This is a genomic window from Prochlorococcus sp. RS04 (assembly GCF_001989455.1).
GTDB lineage: Bacteria > Cyanobacteriota > Cyanobacteriia > PCC-6307 > Cyanobiaceae > Prochlorococcus_A.
Genome location: NZ_CP018346.1, coordinates 13677 through 33370, shown reverse-complemented (window position 1 = coordinate 33370; position 19694 = coordinate 13677). Strand labels below are relative to the sequence as shown.

The 19694-nt window shown below is 29.8% G+C and carries 20 protein-coding genes; 8 read left to right on the top strand and 12 right to left on the bottom strand.

The genetic code is table 11. From position 1 onward, the window contains the following. Positions 1 to 21 precede the first annotated feature (21 nt). From BS621_RS00190 to secF, 4 genes are all read left to right on the top strand, one after another. Positions 22 to 324: a DUF3082 domain-containing protein gene (locus BS621_RS00190; RefSeq protein ID WP_077141389.1), complete on the top strand. Its 303-nt coding sequence runs from the start codon at positions 22 to 24 to the stop codon at positions 322 to 324. A 179-nt stretch (positions 325 to 503) separates the two neighbouring features. Then, positions 504 to 1487, top strand: coding sequence for a pyruvate dehydrogenase complex E1 component subunit beta (locus tag BS621_RS00185; protein ID WP_077141388.1), 984 nt, complete (start codon positions 504 to 506; stop codon positions 1485 to 1487). A gap of 3 nt (positions 1488 to 1490) precedes the next feature. After that, positions 1491 to 2960, top strand: a complete 1470-nt coding sequence (gene secD, locus BS621_RS00180; RefSeq protein ID WP_077141387.1) for a protein translocase subunit SecD — start codon at positions 1491 to 1493, stop codon at positions 2958 to 2960. 21 nt (positions 2961 to 2981) lie between these two features. Further along, a complete protein-coding gene (gene secF, locus BS621_RS00175) occupies positions 2982 to 3896 on the top strand; it encodes a protein translocase subunit SecF (protein WP_077141386.1) in 915 nt (304 codons plus the stop codon). A 204-nt stretch (positions 3897 to 4100) separates the two neighbouring features. Here the strand turns inward: secF and BS621_RS00165 are convergent, their stop codons facing one another. From BS621_RS00165 to mnmH, 3 genes are read right to left on the bottom strand one after another with little or no spacing between them, the layout of a single operon-like run. Next, positions 4101 to 5144 (bottom strand): AI-2E family transporter, encoded by a 1044-nt coding sequence (locus BS621_RS00165; RefSeq protein ID WP_077141385.1) that lies wholly within the window; start codon positions 5142 to 5144, stop codon positions 4101 to 4103. Positions 5145 to 5157: 13 nt separating this feature from the next. Beyond that, entirely contained in the window at positions 5158 to 5511 is a 354-nt protein-coding gene (gene psb28 / locus BS621_RS00160) for a photosystem II reaction center protein Psb28 (protein ID WP_077141384.1), read from the bottom strand. 60 nt (positions 5512 to 5571) lie between these two features. Then, positions 5572 to 6612, bottom strand: a complete 1041-nt coding sequence (mnmH, locus tag BS621_RS00155) for a tRNA 2-selenouridine(34) synthase MnmH (RefSeq protein WP_077141383.1) — start codon at positions 6610 to 6612, stop codon at positions 5572 to 5574. Between the two features lie 35 nt (positions 6613 to 6647). Here mnmH and BS621_RS00150 point away from each other — a divergent pair, with 35 nt between their 5' ends. Both BS621_RS00150 and BS621_RS00145 read left to right on the top strand, forming a co-directional pair. Beyond that, positions 6648 to 7367, top strand: coding sequence for a GUN4 domain-containing protein (locus BS621_RS00150; RefSeq protein ID WP_077141382.1), 720 nt, complete (start codon positions 6648 to 6650; stop codon positions 7365 to 7367). Between the two features lie 48 nt (positions 7368 to 7415). Further along, complete coding sequence (locus tag BS621_RS00145; RefSeq protein ID WP_025933495.1) at positions 7416 to 7850, top strand: ATP-binding protein; 435 nt, start codon at positions 7416 to 7418, stop codon at positions 7848 to 7850. On the opposite strand, the gene BS621_RS00140 is transcribed toward BS621_RS00145, so the two are convergent. The 3 genes from BS621_RS00140 to glnA all read right to left on the bottom strand — a co-directional run bounded on the left by BS621_RS00140 (position 7829) and on the right by glnA (position 10681). Next, positions 7829 to 8092 carry a DUF6439 family protein gene (locus tag BS621_RS00140; RefSeq protein WP_077141381.1) on the bottom strand — a complete coding sequence of 88 codons (264 nt, stop codon included), beginning with the start codon at positions 8090 to 8092 and terminating at the stop codon, positions 7829 to 7831. The genes BS621_RS00145 and BS621_RS00140 overlap by 22 nt on opposite strands. Positions 8093 to 8104: 12 nt before the next feature. Further along, positions 8105 to 9160: a class I SAM-dependent methyltransferase gene (locus BS621_RS00135; RefSeq protein WP_077141380.1), complete on the bottom strand. Its 1056-nt coding sequence runs from the start codon at positions 9158 to 9160 to the stop codon at positions 8105 to 8107. A gap of 99 nt (positions 9161 to 9259) precedes the next feature. Then, complete coding sequence (gene glnA / locus BS621_RS00130) at positions 9260 to 10681, bottom strand: type I glutamate--ammonia ligase (RefSeq protein WP_011818380.1); 1422 nt, start codon at positions 10679 to 10681, stop codon at positions 9260 to 9262. 213 nt (positions 10682 to 10894) lie between these two features. Between glnA and BS621_RS00125 the strand changes: the two genes are divergently transcribed. Further along, entirely contained in the window at positions 10895 to 12079 is a 1185-nt protein-coding gene (locus BS621_RS00125) for a pyridoxal-phosphate-dependent aminotransferase family protein (protein ID WP_077141379.1), read from the top strand. Here BS621_RS00125 and BS621_RS00120 read toward each other — a convergent pair. Next, entirely contained in the window at positions 12054 to 12569 is a 516-nt protein-coding gene (locus tag BS621_RS00120; protein ID WP_077141378.1) for a nucleoside deaminase, read from the bottom strand. The genes BS621_RS00125 and BS621_RS00120 overlap by 26 nt on opposite strands. Before the next feature lie 43 nt (positions 12570 to 12612). On the opposite strand from BS621_RS00120, the gene BS621_RS00115 reads away from it, so the two are divergent. After that, complete coding sequence (locus BS621_RS00115) at positions 12613 to 13998, top strand: pyridoxal phosphate-dependent decarboxylase family protein (protein ID WP_077141377.1); 1386 nt, start codon at positions 12613 to 12615, stop codon at positions 13996 to 13998. A 133-nt stretch (positions 13999 to 14131) separates the two neighbouring features. Here the strand turns inward: BS621_RS00115 and BS621_RS00110 are convergent, their stop codons facing one another. From BS621_RS00110 to pyk, 5 genes are read right to left on the bottom strand one after another with little or no spacing between them, the layout of a single operon-like run. Continuing rightward, the gene (locus tag BS621_RS00110) at positions 14132 to 15631 is read right to left on the bottom strand and encodes a GTP-binding protein (protein WP_077142625.1); all 1500 of its coding nucleotides are present in this window, start codon (positions 15629 to 15631) and stop codon (positions 14132 to 14134) included. Between the two features lies 1 nt (position 15632). Beyond that, on the bottom strand, positions 15633 to 16091 hold the full coding sequence (lspA, locus tag BS621_RS00105) for a signal peptidase II (RefSeq protein ID WP_077141376.1): 459 nt from the start codon (positions 16089 to 16091) through the stop codon (positions 15633 to 15635). Beyond that, positions 16081 to 16659, bottom strand: a complete 579-nt coding sequence (locus BS621_RS00100; RefSeq protein ID WP_077141375.1) for a biotin transporter BioY — start codon at positions 16657 to 16659, stop codon at positions 16081 to 16083. The genes lspA and BS621_RS00100 overlap by 11 nt, the downstream gene beginning before the upstream one ends. Positions 16660 to 16674: 15 nt before the next feature. Further along, positions 16675 to 17907 carry an ABC transporter permease gene (locus BS621_RS00095; RefSeq protein WP_077141374.1) on the bottom strand — a complete coding sequence of 411 codons (1233 nt, stop codon included), beginning with the start codon at positions 17905 to 17907 and terminating at the stop codon, positions 16675 to 16677. After that, positions 17900 to 19690, bottom strand: coding sequence for a pyruvate kinase (gene pyk / locus BS621_RS00090; RefSeq protein WP_077141373.1), 1791 nt, complete (start codon positions 19688 to 19690; stop codon positions 17900 to 17902). The genes BS621_RS00095 and pyk overlap by 8 nt, the downstream gene beginning before the upstream one ends. Between the last annotated feature and the right edge of the window lie 4 nt (positions 19691 to 19694).

Below are 19694 nucleotides of genomic sequence, written 5' to 3'. Positions count from 1 at the left end.
TTTTTTATATAAAAATCTATTGTGGCTGATAACAGTAATGAGAATATTAAAAAAAATATTCCCGAAAAAGGACCTTTAAATTTTATTGTTGGATCATTAACAAGTTTTTTATTATTTATAATTTTTTATTTTTTAAGTAATAAAATTGCAATTTATTTTTCAGTACATAAACCATCAAATTCTTCTGAAATAGTCCAAAATATTTCCTCTAGCATTAATACATTAATAATTGGATTATCTTTTTTGCTAACTTTTTCTTTTGCTTTTATAGGTATAGGACTTTTTATTGTATTTATTCGAAGTTTTATTGTGAAGAAAAGTTGAATTGCCAATATTATTAAAGAAACACTTTCTTTGAATGTCTTTACATGACTTAGGCCTTTTAGTCCTTTTGCTATCTCCAGGAATGATTTTATCAATATTACTACTCATAACCTTTGCTGAAGGAGGTTGAATTATTCAAAGTGGTAGGATTATATATGTGATTAATTAGGTAATTAATTGTGGCTGGAACATTATTATTTAATGCTTTGAAAGAGGCAATTGATGAAGAAATGGCAAATGATTTAAATGTTTGCGTAATGGGGGAAGATGTGGGTCAGTATGGAGGATCTTATAAGGTAACTAAGGATTTATATGAAAAATATGGAGAGTTAAGAGTCTTAGATACTCCAATTGCAGAGAATAGTTTTACGGGTATGGCTGTCGGTGCAGCAATGACTGGCTTAAGACCAATAGTAGAAGGAATGAATATGGGATTTTTGCTTTTAGCATTTAATCAGATATCGAACAATATGGGTATGCTTAGATATACAAGTGGCGGAAATTATAAAATACCAGCAGTAGTCCGAGGACCTGGTGGAGTTGGTCGTCAACTTGGTGCTGAGCATAGTCAAAGACTTGAAGCATATTTTCATGCAGTTCCTGGCATAAAGATTGTTGCATGTAGTACGCCCACAAATGCTAAAGGTTTAATGAAAGCAGCTATAAGAGATGATAATCCGGTTCTATTTTTCGAACATGTTCTTCTATACAATTTGTCTGAAGAATTACCTGAGGGTGATTATACTTGCGCTTTAGATCAGGCTGACGTTGTAAAAGAAGGGCGTGATATTACTTTATTGACTTATTCAAGAATGAGACATCACTGCCTTAAAGCTCTTGAAGAGTTAGAAAAAAAAGGAATAGATGTTGAGTTAATAGATTTAATAAGTTTAAAACCATTTGATATGGAAACCATCTCAAAATCAATAAGAAAAACAAATAAAGTAATTATTGTTGAAGAATGTATGAAGACTGGAGGTATTGGTGCAGAATTAATTGCCTTGATAACAGAAGAGTGTTTTGATGATCTTGATGCCCGACCAATTAGATTATCTAGTCAGGATATTCCAACTCCCTATAATGGAAATCTTGAGAATTTGACAATAATCCAACCACATCAAATAGTTGAAAAAGTTGAACATTTAATTAGTGGGAGTATATAGAAAATGAAAAGAAGGCAAGGTTGGCTTTTTTTTATTATATTTCTACTTACTTTATCTGTTTATCTATTAATAAATTATCCCTTACAGTTGGGATTGGATTTACAAGGTGGTTCTCAACTTACACTACAAATTATTAAAGAGGAAGGTAAGGTAACAAGGGATGAACTTGAAGCAGTTAATTCGGTTATAGATAAGCGCGTTAATAATTTAGGAGTTTCTGAGTCTAATTTACAAACACTCGGTGGTGATCAATTGATTTTAGAATTACCAGGCGAACAAAATCCATTAGTTGCTTCAAGGGTATTAGGTAAGACTGCTTTATTAGAATTTAGAACCCAAAAAGAAGGAACATCTAAAGATTTAAAAAACCTGCAACTGCAAAGATTGAGTATTAGAGAATTAATTGAACAATATTCCTTTGAAGAAAAAAATCAAAATAATGATAATTTCTTAAAAGTTATTCAAGATGATCTTACAAATATAGAGCAAGATTTGAATTACTCATCTACTAGTAATGATTTATATGGGAGGTTAATTGAAATCAAAAAATATGTTGATAAAGAAATTACAAATTTATTTATTAAAACGGATTTATCTGGTAAGGATCTTATTAACGCAGGAAGGAGACAAGAACAAACAAATAATAATTGGGAAGTTTTATTAGCTTTTAGTAATTCAGGAGGTGAAAAGTTTGCAGAAATTACAAAGTCAATTGCTGGCACTAATCAACTATTGGCTATCATCCTTGATGGCGAATCTATAAGTGAAGCTAGTGTTGGTAACCAGTTTGCTAGTACTGGTATTACAGGTGGATCAGCAACAATAAGCGGTAATTTTACTGCTGAAAATGCTAGAGAATTAGAAGTTCAACTTAAAGGAGGCTCATTACCATTGCCAATTGAAATAGTAGAAACTAACACTATAGGGGCTTTATTGGGATCCAAAAATATTTTAAAAAGTCTTTATGCAGCTATTAGTGGATTAATTTTTGTTGGAATATTTATGATTTTTAATTATAGAATTCTAGGTTTCGTTTCAGTTCTATCTCTAGTACTTTATGGTTTCTTTAACTTAGCCCTATATTCATTAATTCCTGTAACTTTGACTTTACCTGGAATATCTGGGCTTATACTTAGCATTGGTATGGCAGTTGATGCAAATATTCTAATATTTGAGAGAATTAGAGAAGAATTATATGACGGCAATACTCTTTCAAGATCTATTGATAGCGGTTTTCAAAGAGCTAATTCATCTATAGTTGATGGTCATATTACTACTCTTTTAAGTTGTTTTGTATTGTTTTTATTAGGAACAAATTTCGTTAAAGGTTTTGCGGCAACATTAGGTATTGGAGTTCTAATAAGCTTGTTTACCTCATTAAATTGTTCTAAAACTATTTTGAGATTTTTTACAACATATCAATCTTTAAGGCAAAAAAATCTCTTTCTACCCAAGAATAATTTTTCAAATTAAATTTTTTGTTTCTAATTTCCCATGAATTATAATCTTGAACTTATAAAAAATAAAAGAAAGATAATTAGTTTTTCAACTTTTCTTATTTTGCTAAGTCTTTTAGGAATTTTATATTCAACTTTTAATACTTCCTATAAGAAACCTATAAATTTAGGGATGGATTTTGTTGGAGGAAATGAACTAAGAATAGAAAGAGTTTGTGAAGATGAATGTTCTAATCTTTCCCCTGATTCAGTTTTAGAAAATTTAAGAGATATCTCTAGTAATAAAAAATTTATAAATAATATTAAATTACAATTCCAAAATAATAATAAATTAATTTCAATAAGAACACCTTATTTGAGTATCGAAGAATCAAATAATCTAATTACTAATCTTGATAATATTATTGGACCTCTAAATTATGAGAGTAAGGATTCAAGATTAATAGGTCCAAAACTTGGGAAAAGATTACTTACCAATTGTGTTACTTCATTGTTGGTTTCTTTATTTGCAATATCTTTATATATAACTATTAGGTTCGATAAAAAATATGCATTATTTGCATTATTAGCCTTATTCCATGATTTATTAATTGTTTTCGGTATATTTTCCTGGTTAGGGATTATATTATCTGTCGAAGTAAATAGTTTATTTGCGGTGTCCTTGTTAACTATTGCTGGTTATTCCGTAAATGATACTGTTGTTATTTTTGATAGAATACGTGAGAATTTAAAATCAAAGGAAGAAGGCTATAACGAAACTATTCAATTATCAGTAAACGAATCATTTAGGAGAACAACTTTTACCAGTATTACAACCCTTATCCCTTTATTAAGCATAATTTTGTTTGGATCTTACTCGCTGTTTTGGTTTTCTTTGGCCTTATCATTAGGCATTATTGTTGGAAGTTTTTCAAGTATTTTATTGGCTCCATCTTTATTGCTTAAAGACTGAGCTTAAGCTCCTCATTCTATGAAATTGAATTACTATTTGATAATTTTATTTTCTTTAGTTTTAATAGATCTTTCTACTGAGCTAAGAATATTATTTGATCATTTTACTTTTAGTTCTCTATATTTTGCTATAGGTAAACATCCCTTAGCTATCTTTATACTTTTTTCATACCCATATTTATATAAAAAATTAATTAAGTAGTTTTTAAATATCTTTAAATGATTCTTTGATTAAAACCTGTATTACTACAGCTAATGGAAGAGATAGTATTAAGCCTAATGGACCAAAAATGAAGGTAAATCCAAATTGTGATATTAATGTCAAACCAGGAAGTAGGTTTGCTTTTTTCTTCATTATAGATGGCATTATGATATAGCTTTCAATATTTTGAATGATTACATATGATCCTAAAACTGCCAGTGGTTTCCAAAAATTATCTAGTAGCGCAATTGAGATTGGAAATATACCACTAATAACTGGACCTATATTCGGAATTATATTAAGAACCATTGCTATTAAAGCATTTGAGACAACGTATTTGACATCTAATATAGATAAAACTATTAATGATAATAAACCTACTGATAATGAGCTTATGACCATAGAAAAGGTCCAATTTGCTAATGCAATATTGCATTTTTCCAGAATATTTCTAAATTTATTTCGGTAATTTTTTGGTATTAATAGAAGTACATTTTCTTTATATTGTTTTGGTTCAATAGAAATCATCAAACTCACTGCTAATACGAATACTAATCTCAAAAGACCTGAACCTAGATTCCCCGCAATATTAATTAAATTCTTAAAACTTTCTTGAATAGCTTTTGCAATAGTTGAGACATCTGGAATGGTAACTACATTATTTATTAAACTAAATATGTCTATAACATTTTCTGATTGTTCGCCATAAAATAAGCTATTAAATTTGTTGAGATTTGTATTGATCAATATATTTATTTTTGATAAACCATTTGGAATGTCAACTAGTATTTCATTGAATTCTTTTATAAACGGAGGTAATACAAGAATAAAAATAGAAAATATTATTACTGATATGACGGTTAAGACAAGAAACAAAGAAATCGATCGAGGAATTTTCAAACCATTTTGGATTTGATTAGATAGATTACATACAATATTTGAAATTACTAAAGAACAAATTATTAGGAGGAGAAAATCCCTTAAAGTCCATACTATTAATAAAGTAATTAATATTGCTACTAACTTGAAATATAATGAACTATTCAATTTTTATAATACTCTACTTCTTTTCAGAATATCCTAATCCATTTGATTTTGCATAACTATTTGCAAATCTCATAAATCTTTCAAAGTCTGGTGTGTTCTTCCAAATATAAACCGCTTCTAAAAAAATTGGTTCTCCATCAACAAACTTTACTTTAACTTCTCTAGTTAATATTTCACCTTCGGAATCTATCATCCGCATACCTGTGATTTCACCGTCTGTAATTGAAGATAATGCCTGAGGTTTTTCAAATAAAAATAATGCTTGACCGGTAGTACCATCTTTACTCCTAGTCAGTCTTATTTCAGGCACTACTGGTTCATCAGTTCCCTCATAAAATTGTATTTTTGCAGTTTTATTTGTTGTCATAATATTCGGTTGATAATTTTTTATCTTAGGAAATATTTTTCATATTCGTTTGTAGTTATTTTATAAAACATTATTTATTAACTCTAGTGTACTTTCATCATATTTTTTATCAGTTAAATCTATTATCTTTATATTAGTTTTGCCAACCTTTTCATATTCATAACACTTATCGTAATATTCTAAAACTGATTTGCAAACTAAGTCCCATTTCTCATTATTAATTGATTCAAGAGCAATTTTTGTTCTTTGCGGTCCTAGTCTTTTTTTTATCCTTAGTACTGATTCTTGGAGTTCCTCTTTTTTAAATACACTATAAGTATCTATTAACTCATCTAACCTGTTAGATTCGCTCCTTATAATTTCAATCCTCCTAGAGTTTTTCATCTGATTAAAGAATTCATGAGGAATTTTACATTTACCTATATTTGCACTTTCAGCTTCTACAAAAATATTATTAGAACATTTAAAAGAATTTAATTTTTCTGCAATTATATTTTCAAATTGTTCATTTGAAGGTTGTTTTTTCATTCCTAAACCTCCAAATGTGCTTCCTCTATGACAAGCAAATCCTTCAAGATCAATAGTTTGATATTTATATTTCTCAAGTAATGATAATAATCTTGTCTTACCTGTTCCTGTTTTCCCACCAATAACTACTAAATTCAACTTATTTGAAAAACTATCTAATACCCATTTTCTATATATTTTGTATCCGCCATTAAGTGTAACTATATTTAATTTAAATTTATCTAATAACCATCCAATACTTTGTGAACGCATTCCTCCTCTAGAGCAATATATCCTGATAAATAATTCATCATTTTTATTAGCAATAGTTGTATGAGACTCAATACTCTTGAATAAATTATCAAGAAGTAATTCCATTTTTTTTTCAAAAAATTTTAATCCCTCTATGACTGCTTTTTTTCTACTTCCTTTTTTATAAATTGTACCAATTATAGATCTCTCATCATCATCAAATAGTGGAATATTAATAGAATTAGGCATGTGTCCTTTATAATACTCACTCGGGCTCCTAACATCTATAAGTGGTCCTTTAAAACATCTAAATTTCTCTAGTTCTTTTCTTTTGAAATACATGGATAGTTTTTATTTTTTTAGATTAATTTTTTAAAATGAATAACAAAGAACAGGATAACTATAGTAATGCTACATTAGATCTTATAAAAAAATTTGTAGATTCCAATCAAAGAAAAAGAATAAATTCATTAACTCAAATAGAATCTGAAGTCGAAAATATTTTTAATCTTGGCCCATCTCTGTTTGATATGTTTGATAAAGAAGGAGATGACTGGGCTGCTGGTTGGATATTGCAAGTTTTAAAAAAATTTAAGGCAGAATTCTTTGAAAACTCTAAATTCAATAATTGGTTTAATACATATTCAGATATTGATATTAATTATGAGGAATTGCAATTGTTGTTAGTTGAGCAAAAGTTTGAAGATGCAGATAGATTAACTAGTTCCTACTTACGAAAATTAGCTGGAAAATTAGCGGAAAAACGTGGATATGTTTTTTACAGTGAAGTTAAAAATATGTCAGGAATAGATCTAGAAACAATAGATAGATTATGGACTATTTATTCTACTGGTAGATTTGGATTTTCAATTCAAGCAAAGATATTAAAATCAGTAGGGAAAAAATATGAATTAATGTGGCCGAAAATAGGGTGGAAAAAAGAGGGCTTATGGACTAGATATCCTGGATCTTTTTGCTGGTCATTGGATGCTCCCGATGGACATATGCCTTTAATAAATCAACTAAGAGGAGTAAGACTTATGGACTCCATCCTACGGCATCCTGCTATTTCAAAGAGACACAATAATATTCTTTAAATTAAGCTATTTAATAAGTTAAAATTAAGACAGTGGAAAAATATTATTATGTCCTTATTCCGGGGCAAAAATATTTTAAAAAGATTTTTTAAAAGACCAAAAATTAACTGGTCAAACTATGAATTTGAATCATCATTACAGTTAAATGAATTTGTCGATCAATTATTAGAACCTATTAAAAATTCTCAATCAAGCTATCTTATAAAACTTGGTTTACATGAAGCTCTAGTTAACGCAGTAAAACATGGAAATAAATTAGATCCTAAAAAAAATATTAGAGTAAGAAGAATAATTACTCCTAATTGGTGTGTTTGGCAAATTCAAGATCAAGGTAATGGTTTAGAAATAAAAAAAAGAGACTATAAATTACCAAAAAAAATAAGTAGTGTAAATGGCCGTGGCCTATACATTATTAATGAATGTTTTGATGATATTAGATGGAGTAGTAAAGGTAATAGACTTCAGTTGGCTTTAAAAAGGTGATTTTTACTAGGGCAAGGTTGATCTACGTTTATTTCTTTTAACCATTTAACACTTTCTTCTATATACTCAATAGTTTCCTCGTCATTGCAAGAAATAATTAATTGGCATAATCCAGCCGAAATTAGTTCTGCAGCTCGTTTATATTTATTTCCTTTATCTTTATGCCATTTAGAATGATCAATCTTTAATTTGTCATTAAGACTTTGAACAAGATGAATAGTATCTTTATCCCAATAGGTCATAAGAGTTTTTTTTTACTTTACAGCAGACCATACTTTGGTCATAAAAAAGGAATTTGATTTTACATCTTTAAAACCTACATCCTTAATTTTAGAATCAATATCCTCTTTTATATAATCACAATAAAAAGGCTCATGAAAAGATTTGTAGAAGCTTTCCATTACGGATGTAAAGTCAGGTGAATCACTTATTTGGATTGAATCAGCTAAAACTAATATGCCACCAGGTTCAAGAACTCTAAAAAATTCATTTAATACTTTAGCTCTAATTGTTCTAGGTAATTCATGAAATAGGTACACACAAGAAATGCATTGAAAACTATCATTTTCAAAAGGTAATTCCTCAGCGTTACCTTTTATCAACTCAATTAAATCTCCATCTAAATCTGAAATATATCTACTTGCCTCTTTTAAGTATGAATCAGATAAATCAATGCCTGTAATTTTTTCTTTAGGAAATGCTGCTCTTAATTGTTTTAATGTTCTTCCTGATCCTGTAGCCACATCAAGTATTTTTATAGAACTTTTTTTTCTATCTCTAAAAATTTCAAGTCCTTCTTTTATTGGCTTAATTATTCTTCTCCTCATTGAGTCAGCACTACCATTGAAAAGTATCTCAACTTGTAGGTCATAAATGCTAGCTGAAAAATCTGATAAATAACCATCTGTTTGATGATGAAAATTTCTCAAGTAATATTGAGGGTAATTATCTTTATCAATTGATTTTGGAAGATCATCAAAGTTTTGTTTTCTGCGTCTATCCCATGTATTAGGCATATCAAGCCAAACTTTAGGATATTGAGTTAGATATCTAAGCCATGGTTCGTCAAACAATAATTTTTTTGGATATAAATTATTTTCTGCATCATTCCAATCTTCTTCTCTTAAGATATCCATTGAATTTTGGATTTGCATAAGAAGGTCTCTATCTATATTAAAATTTTCAAGCTTTGAATCGGGAAGAATAAAGTTCATTAATCTTGAACTAATCTGTTTGTGAGCAAAACCTGCAATGCTTTTACTTTGTTGTAGGGTTTTATATGCAATTTTTGAGATAGATTCCCTAGCCATTTTTCAATTTATATATATATATTCCAACAAAAAAAAAATCAATTTGAGAATATTTTGTGATATTTCTCAAATTGATTAATTTAAAATATTGTTTTTTTTTTATGCATCGTAATACATGAAGAATTCATGTGGATGAGGCCTTTGTCTTAGTTGTTGTACCTCTTCGTATTTTATATCGATAAAGTTATCAATAAAATCTTCAGTAAATACTCCACCAGCTAATAGATAATCCTTATCTGCTTTTAGCGCATTAAGTGAGTCATTTAGAGATGACGGTACTGTATCAATTTTTGCAAGTTCATCAGCTGGAAGTTCAAATAAATCTACATCTACTCCATCTCCTGGATCAATTTGATTTTTAATTCCATCAATACCGGCAAGCATCATTACAGAGAATGCTAAGTAAGGATTTGCAAGTGCGTCCCCTGATCTGAATTCTAATCTTTTAGCTTTGGGGCTTGGTCCTGTTAAAGGTATTCTTACCGCAGCTGATCTATTACCCTCAGAATAAACTAGATTTACAGGCGCTTCGAATCCTGGAACCAATCGTTTATAACTATTAGTGGTTGGGTTAGTAAATGCCAAGAATGATGGTGCATGTTTAAGTATGCCTCCGATATACCATCTTGCTGTTTGAGATAAATTTGCATATGATCCTTCACCAAAAAATAGTGGCTGTCCACTCTTCCATAAACTTTGGTGAACATGCATTCCTGTTCCGTTGTCGTTAAAAACAGGTTTGGGCATAAATGTTGCTGTTTTTCCATATTTTTTTGCAACATTTCTGACAACGTATTTATAAGTCATAACGTTATCAGCAGCATTTATTAATGAATCAAATTTCATTCCAAGCTCGTGTTGGCCTGCACCAGCAACTTCATGGTGATGTTTTTCAGTCGGGATACCTAATTCACCCATAAGAAGAAGCATCTCAGATCTGATGTCTTGCGCAGTATCATTTGGAGCTACTGGAAAATATCCTTCTTTATATTGTATTTTGTATCCAAGGTTTCCCCCTTCTTCAATTCTCCCTGTATTCCATGGAGCTTCAATAGTATCTACACTATAAAAACAACCTCCTTCTTTAGAGTCGTATCTCACGTCATCAAATAAGAAGAATTCTGGTTCTGGTCCAAAAAATGCAGTATCTGCTATGCCAGTCGAGTCTAAATATTTTAATGCCTTTTGAGCTAAAGCTCTTGGACACCTATCATAAGGTTCCCCGCTTCTTGGCTCTTGAATAGAGCAAATCATACTTAAAGTTTTATGTTTATAAAAAGGATCTATCCAAGCTGTACTTGCATCGGGCACCATTGACATATCCGAGGCATTAATTGCTTTCCAACCTCTTATTGATGAGCCATCAAATGCCAAACCTTCTGTAAAAGAATCCTCCTCTATCATGTCTGATGTAAGAGTTAAATGTTGCCATTTTCCATGAATATCAGTGAATTTTAAATCGATGAGTTCAATTCCTTCGTCTTTAATTTGACTTAAAACATCTTGAGGAGATTTAGACATAATTTTTTAATACCTTATATGAAATTAATAACTTGATGATTCTTGTTATGTATCAACGGTAACTTTTTTTAAGACTTGATGTCTTCTTTTAGTGTTTCAAGTCATAAGTTTAATAATTGTTTACCTAAATATTTAAATTGAATTAATTTCTTTAAATAAATATCGCTTATGTGGAGATATTAGATTAATTTAAGAGTAATTGAATGTAATGCTTTGACAGAAGCAAAACTTATTTCGGCTTTAAATGAAGAGAGTTTATCTCATTTCTCAAAGACTTATGTTCCCTCTAGACTTTTATTAGGTCCTGGGCCTTCAAACGCACATCCAGAAGTCTTAAGCGCTCTTTCTTTGAATCCTATTGGTCACTTAGATGAAGCATATATTTCATTGATGTCTGATGTTCAACAACTTCTAAGATATACCTGGCAATGTAATAATCGTCTGACTCTTCCAATGAGTGGTACTGGAAGTGCAGCTATGGAAGCATCAATAGCTAATTTTATAGAGGAAGGAGAAAAAATTCTTATCGCTAAAAAAGGATATTTTGGAGACAGACTTGTTGATATGGCAACAAGATATAAAGCAGATGTATCTGTTATTGAAAAACCCTGGGGTGAATCCTTTTCTTATGAAGAAATCAAGTATGAAATAGAAACTAAAAAACCAGCAATTTTTGCTATTGTCCATGCTGAAACATCAAGTGGTGTTTTACAACCTCTAGATGGTATCGGTGATGTATGTAGAAAAAATAACTGCTTGTTTTTAGTTGATGCAGTTACTTCTCTTGGAGCTCTAGAACTATTGATTGACGAATGGAAAATTGATCTGGCATATAGTTGTAGTCAAAAAGGATTAAGTTGTCCCCCAGGATTAAGCCCTTTTACGATGAATAAAAGAGCTGAAGAAAAACTAAGTTCAAGAAAAACAAAAGTACCTAACTGGTATTTAGATTTATCTCTTTTAAATAAATATTGGGGGTCTGATCGCGTTTACCACCATACGGCCCCTGTAAATATGAATTTTGCTATTCGAGAAGGTTTACGATTAATTGCAAATGAAGGTTTAGAGAATGTTTGGTATAGGCATAATTCTAATGCAAAGAAACTTTGGAAAGGTTTAGAAAGTCTAGGAATGGAATTACATGTATCAGAGGATTATCGATTGCCAACTCTTACAACAGTTAAGATCCCACCTGCAGTTGATGGAGATGGTTTTAGAAATCATCTTTTAAGAAACTTTGGAATAGAAATAGGAAATGGACTTGGAGAATTGTCTGGTAAGGTATGGCGCATAGGATTAATGGGCTATAACTCAAGTGATGAGAATGTTGACAGATTATTAAACCTATTTGATACTGAGTTAAAAAAATATTCTATTTTTGAGTCCTCAACTTTTTAAACCATAATTGTAAAATTTTACTGCATTCGTCTTCTAAAATACCTCCTACGATTTCCATTTTATGATGAGAACTTTTATGCTTTGATAAGTCAATTGAGCCGCCCAATCCCCCTCTTTTCTTATCGTAGGCACCAAAAACAACTTTACCCATCCTTGCTTGAATAAGTGCTGAAGCACACATGGTACATGGTTCTAAATTTGTGATGATAATACATTCATTAAATCTCCAATCATTTTTTATTAGAGATGCCTGCCTTAGTGCCATTATCTCAGCATGACCTAATGGGTCTTTATTTATATTTCTCTTGTTTACCCCTCTCCCAATACATCTTCCTCTCTCATCTAAAATTATTGAACAGATTGGTAGCTCAACTTTTCCAATTTCTTCGGATCTTCTTAATATCGAATTCATCCACGAAGTGTATTTTGAATTATTTGTTTTTTTTTGTTGTTCTTCATTACTATTTCCATTTTCAAAAATATATCTCATTTACCAAGATTGAGAATAGAATTATTAATAGATATCTTATCTGATGGCTGAAGATTTAATTAATAATAAAGATATATATTTCCCCTCAAACTTTGGGACTAATGACAAATTGATTACTCTTCTTAATAGAGCAAGTCAAACTCTTTGTGACTGGTTCTCTAAAGCTGAGAAAAATGGTCCTTTACCTTTTGATGAGAGTTTCAATTGTATTATGCCTTCGGAAGATGGTAACTCTGAGGAAGATTTGTTTGCTGAAATTGAATCTCTTTTGAATAATTCATTTAATCCCGTTCATCCTGGCTCACTAGCTCACCTTGATCCCCCACCTTTAATTTATTCTATTTTGGGAGATTTAATTGCTGCTGGTTTAAATAATAATCTTCTTGCTTACGAGTTATCACCAAGTGTAACCTTGCTTGAGGAATCATTATGCAAATGGTTTGCTAAGAAAATAGGGTTTAATGATTTCTCAGGAGGTATAGCTGCTAGCGGAGGTACATTAAGTAATCTGAATGCACTTATTGCAGCTAGAAATAATGCTGGATTAGGTTCAGATCCCAATTCTGTATTACTTGTTAGTGAAGATGCTCATTCATCTTTCGTTAAATGTATAAGAGTAATGGGTCTTGATACTAGGAATCTTGTCAGGATTAAAACTGATAATCAAGGTCGAATGGATATAAACGATCTGAGAAACTCGTTAGATAATTGTTCAATAGAAAATAAAAAAATATTTGCTATTGTTGCCACCCTTGGGACAACTGTAAGAGGCGCCATTGACCCTATTAAAGAAATAAGTGAAATCTGTAAACAAAGAAACATATGGTTACATATTGATGGTTCAATTGGAGGGATTTTTGCTATAACTTCTATTCCAATAGAAGGTCTAAATAATATTAATCAGGCTAATTCGATAACGATAAATCCACAAAAAATTCTTGGCATTACAAAGACTTCATCTTTGTTATTGGTTTCAAATATGAGTACTTTAGAAAATACTTTTAATACTGGACTACCATACATATCATCTAAAGAAAATATTATAAATAGAGGAGAAATAGGCATACAAGGTTCTAGACCTGCAGAGGTTATCAAATTATGGCTTGGGTTACGTTTTTTAGGTCTCAAAGGTATAGAAAATATATTAAAGTCATCAATTAAAAGAAAAGATTTTTTTGTAAAAAATATTAGTAAAAATAAATTTGATATATATTCAGGTCCTCTTCATATTGTTTCATTCTTACCAAATAAAATTGAGCCAAAAGACTCTGATGCATGGACTCAAACTAAAGTAAATGAACTAATTAACAATAATTTTATGCTTTCTAGACCAAAATTTAAAGGTAAATTTTTTTTACGGGTTGTCATGGGAAATTACAATACAAAGGATTCTGATATTAAAGAACTTTTAAGACTTCTAGATGCTTAACTAATGAATATGGGAAGACCAAAAATTATTGCAATAGTAACAGGGTTTATCTCTATAGCTATTTGCATTGCTTATTTACTATTAATAACTATCTTTGATTTCAGAACTTTTCTAAATGATCAACTATCCAATATTAATTAGTAAATGGAGGCAAACTTTTATTTGATTTAAAATATTTTTTCATTTCAATTTTTGAAATAGCTTCTTTTACGAAATTATTTAAAATATCCTCTCTTTTACTTATTCTATAGATCTTATCTACTACTTCTTGAATGCCTCCATCTCCCCAATCTTGACCATTTTTAAAATATTCAATCAAACTTAGTCCTACTATTCTTATTAACCAGCCTGCTGTAACTGATTGTATAGATTTAGATAATATTATTTTAGTCAAGCTTGTAGCTAAAGCAGGAGAAAGAATGGCGAGACCTCCTTTTAGTATGCCTTGTTTAGCTAATGCGCTTAGCAATGAAGTCGCCAAATCTTTTGCATCTTTTTTTGTAAGTTTTATTTCATATATTTTTGATAATTCCATTATCATTTGAAGGTTTACAGAGGTAGTAGTAATAAAATCAACTGCTGGTAGTGGATTAACTAGTATTACTCCTCCTGTTATCCACATATATTTATTAATCACTTTATTTGACATTAAATATCTTTGTTCTTGTACGAAATTTTTACTTTTAATACCTAACTTATTTGAGCGAAAAAGAATATTATCCGCTAATAACTCTTCACCATTATTATCGAGAGTTTCAATTATTTCTCTAAATAAACTTCCTACCTCTGGAACTAAATTTAAAGCATCTGATCTTGTATAGGGAGATTTTTGAGAGACTGCAATTGTTTGTACAACTGAAATTCTATTTTTTCTAGCGGATGTTATAGAAATTATATTTTCTCTAATAAGGTTATTTTCATCTCTAGACCTCAAATCACATTTATTTAGAACTATTATTATTTTTTTCCTTAATTTTAATAATTCTTTAATTAAATAGTTTTCGTATTTATTTATGTCCTGATCTAACACAAAAAGAACTAAGTCAGAATTTGATGCTTGTATAATTGTTGCTTTTTCTCTTTCTTCCCCTAATTTAGATGGTTCGAATAAACCAGGAGTATCAACTATATTAATGTTTCTTTTTAAAATTGGTATACGAATTTTATAGCTATTAATTTGCTTTGTTGTACCTATTTTTGCTGAGGTTTGTCCGACAATATTTTTCAATAAAGATCTTGCTATAGATGTTTTTCCTGAGGAACCTGCTCCAAAAAGAGTAACTTTATAATCTCCTGTTTTTAATTGGGACTCTAGTTTATTTTTTTGGTAATTTAACAATTCCGCTTCTACTTTATCACTAATTTTTTTGTTAATCTTCTCGACTCCTTCCAAACTTATCTTGGCAGCACCATATGTATTTTTGAATGAAAGTGTATTTTTTTTATTTTTATATATAACTTTATAAACTATTTTTTTAAATAATTTTTTATCAATATTATAGAAAGTATAAATAATTATAATTAAAAATAAAAGAGTATAAATATTTACTATTCTTACAAATATAGAAAATATAATATAAAGAAATAATATCAATACTACATACTTTATATACTTTAATTTCAAATAATTCATTTTATCGATTATTTTTAAAAATGTTGTATAGTAAAAAAATGAAACCAATATTAATAGATATATCAGCAATATTAAATACTGGAAAATTTATAATATTTAAATTTATAAAATCAATTACAAAACCTCTATATATCCTATCTATACCATTACCAATAGTTCCTCCAAGAATAAAGCTATAAGAATATAGATCAAATGAGTTTAAAGTATTTTTCCTAAATATCAAATAAAGAAGTAATATAGAAAAAAAAATACTTATTAAAGATAAAAATACTCTACTACCACTTAATATATTAAATGCTGCTCCATAATTTTTTACAAAGTCTAATTTGAATAAAAGAAAATTTTTATTAATAAATAATTTTTTATTATAAAACATTAAATATTTCGTAAATTGATCAATTAGAACAATAAAAATACTTAAAGATACAAAATATAATTTTGTTTTTATATTAATAGTCATTATTTCTACGTTTTAAATGTTCTATAGGTTTAATAAGTAATAAAAGTGGAAAAAGCATTAAAAAATGATATCCAATTTTACCTAATGAGTATTTCCCTAAATTATATAAAAATAAATTGTATTGACTGTAGAATATGATTTGTAAGAAGTTGTAAAATATTCCAGTTAAATGCATAGCACCTATTGCTATAAATCCGTTTTTTAAAAAGTTTCCAACGTTTATTTTATTTCTATTATTTAAATTATCAATTATTTTTATTAATGGATATAAACCTAATAAATAACCAAAATTTGGAGTGAGCAAATAACCTAATGAACCTCCTTGTTGAAAGATAGGAAGTATAAATAACCCCAAAATTATATATATAGAAAATGCTCTGAATACAACTTTTTTATGGAATATAAGTGTTAATAAAATTATGGTCGGAATTTGCCATGTGATAGGTAAGTCAAAGTTATTACTAGATTTATAGATAAAAGGTAGTGGAATATAAACAGGTAACATTGATGTTATTACTATTGATTGAAGACTCACCAATATCTCAATTAATTTATAAAAATTGAGCATTATTAAAAATTATATTTATAAACTTCTTAATGCAACAATTGGATCTAATTTGGAAGCTCTTTTTGCAGGTAAAACGCCAAAGATTAAACCTATTGATCCTGAAATGATCATGGTGGAAAAAGTAGTTGTAATTCCTACTGATGCAGGAAGTGGTGTTATCAGAGATAAAAGAAAAACACCTGATAATCCTGTTGTTGTTCCAATTAACCCGCCAATTGTAGATAAAATCAATGCTTCAATCAAAAATTGAATTAATATATCTGACTGTTTAGCTCCTATTGCTTTTCTAAGTCCAATTTCTTCAGTCCTTTCACTTACAGAAACAAGCATAATATTCATGATTCCAATGCCGCCAACCACCAAAGATACTGCCCCAATACCAGCCAATAAAAACGTTAGCCCACTTGTTATATTGGTTACTATATTCAATGCATCTTCTTGTGATCTAACCGCAAAGTCATCATCTCGGATTATTTTATGTCTTTGCCTTAATAAGTTAGTAATCTGAAATTTAGCGGCACTAGTTGCATTTTTATCTATCGCTTCAACACTAATAAAGCTTAAACTTACTCCATATGTTGGGTCCTTCCCTGTAATCCTATTAACCATGGTGGTTAATGGAATATAAGCATTTTTGTCTTGATTACTTCCAAATACAGCACCTTTTGGTTTTAATATTCCAATAATTTCATAAGTATGGTCTTTAATTCTGATTTTTTCACCAAGTGATGAAGAATTATCTTTGAAAAATTCGTCTTTAAGATCAGGACCTATTACTACATAACTTCTAGCACTATTAATATCACTCTTAGATATAAATCTTCCCTTATCAACTTCAAAGCTTCTTACTTCAAGAAATTCGGGTGTAACTCCTGCAATTGATATATTTAGACTTTTAGAATTTGACTGCACTATTTCGTTAGCAGAAATTTGAGGCGCAACTTTTTTAACTGTTGGGACTTGATTACTTATTGCTATTGCATCTTCTAAAACAAGATTTTTAGGAAATGAAATACCTCTTCTTCTGGTGTCATTATTTCCAGGAACAATGAATAAAACATTCGCACCTAAATTACTTAATTGGTTTTTAGCTAATGTTTGAGCACCTCTTCCAAGCCCAACAAGTGTAATAACTGATGCATTTCCTATAATTATCCCCAGCATTGTTAAAGAACTTCTCAATTTGTTCGAAACTAAAGTTTTTGTGGCCATGCCTAAGGCTTCTTTTATTGAGATATTCCTAGACATATTTATATTTATCTAATGAATCATCATCTTCAATTTGCCCCATGTATATAACACCTTCATTTAGCTGCAGTGTAATAAGGTCGCCATTACTGATTTCATGTTTATCCATATTTTCTAAATTACAAATTGTAGAAATCTTTTTATTATTTTTGTTAAACAAAGCATAAACATCATTTACATTTTGGTTCGTAACAATACCGGCAATATTTTTACTCAATGGAATATTTTTCATTAATTCCTTCGGAACAAATAATATTTCTCCTGGGCAAATTAAGGATATATCAAGATTATTTTTAATTATTCTTGCTTTACCTGTAACACCGATTTCTCCTATTGAAATACCTCTTGATACAATCTTTCTTACCAAACCGACTTTTATTAAATCTGTAGAACCGCTAATTCCAGTCAATGTACCTGCGGTTTGAACTACTAAATCTCCTTGATTAAGGATTCCCATCTCCTGAGCAATTTGCATAGCTAAACTAAAAGTTTTTGCTGTTCTTTCATCATTTTTAACAACTATTGGAGTAACTCCCCAAACTAGTTGCAATCTTCTCGCTACACTCTTCTCTGTAGTAGTTGCCAATATAGGTGTTGGTGGTCTGAACTTACTTACATTTCGAGCGGTAGAACCTGATTTTGTTAAAGGGATTATAGCCCCTGCATCAAGTTGTCTAGCTATATTACTTACTGCTGCACTAATAGCATTTGGGATCGTACTGGGTAAGTGACTATCAATAGCCTTAAGTGGATAATCCCTTTCAATTCTTCTTGCTATGGTTGCCATCGTTTCAACTGCCTCTACAGGATAATCGCCAACTGCAGTTTCGTTTGAAAGCATTACAGCATCAGTACCATCTAGAATTGCATTCGCTACATCACTAACTTCGGCCCTTGTTGGTCTTGGGTTAGATGCCATAGAATCAAGCATTTGAGTCGCTGTAATTATTGGGATACCTAATGAATTGGCTTTTCTTATTAACTCCTTTTGTAAAAGAGGAACTTCTTCAGCAGGCATTTCAACTCCCAAATCACCTCTTGCAACCATAACCCCATCACATAAGGGTAATACTGTATCGATCTGATCAATTGCTTCAAATTTTTCTATTTTTGCGACCACAGGAGTTGAATGCCCATTTTTGTTTATTAAATCTTTTATCTCATTTATATCGGATGGATTTCTTACGAAACTTAGTGCTATCCAATCAACTCCTTCAGATAAACCGAATTTTAAATCTTCTTTATCTTTTTCTGTTAAAGCTTTTACTGATAATTGGACATCTGGAAAATTAACACCTTTATTGTTTGAAAGAACCCCTCCTACAGTTACCATGCACTCCAAATTATTAGCTTTTGTATCAACTTTTTCTACAATCATTTCTATTTTTCCATCATCTAAAAGTATTCTTTTCCCTTCGCTAACCTCTTGAGAAAGTTTGTCGTAGGTAACATTTGCAATAGTATTTGTACAATCGACTTCATTTGATGTCAGTGTGAATTTATCGCCTTTTTTAACTTTTACTGGCCCATCTTTAAAGCGCCCTAATCGTATTTTAGGTCCTTGAAGATCTTGCAATATTCCAATATCTATATCTAATTTTTTTGATACTTCCCTTATGGTTTTAATTCTCTCAGCATGATCTTTATGATCTCCATGAGAGAAATTTAATCTGAATGTTGTTACTCCAGCCTTAATTAAATTTGAAATTATCTCTTCAGATTGAGTTGCTGGGCCAATAGTTGCTACTATTTTTGTTCTTCTTTTTAAATCAATATTCGACATATAT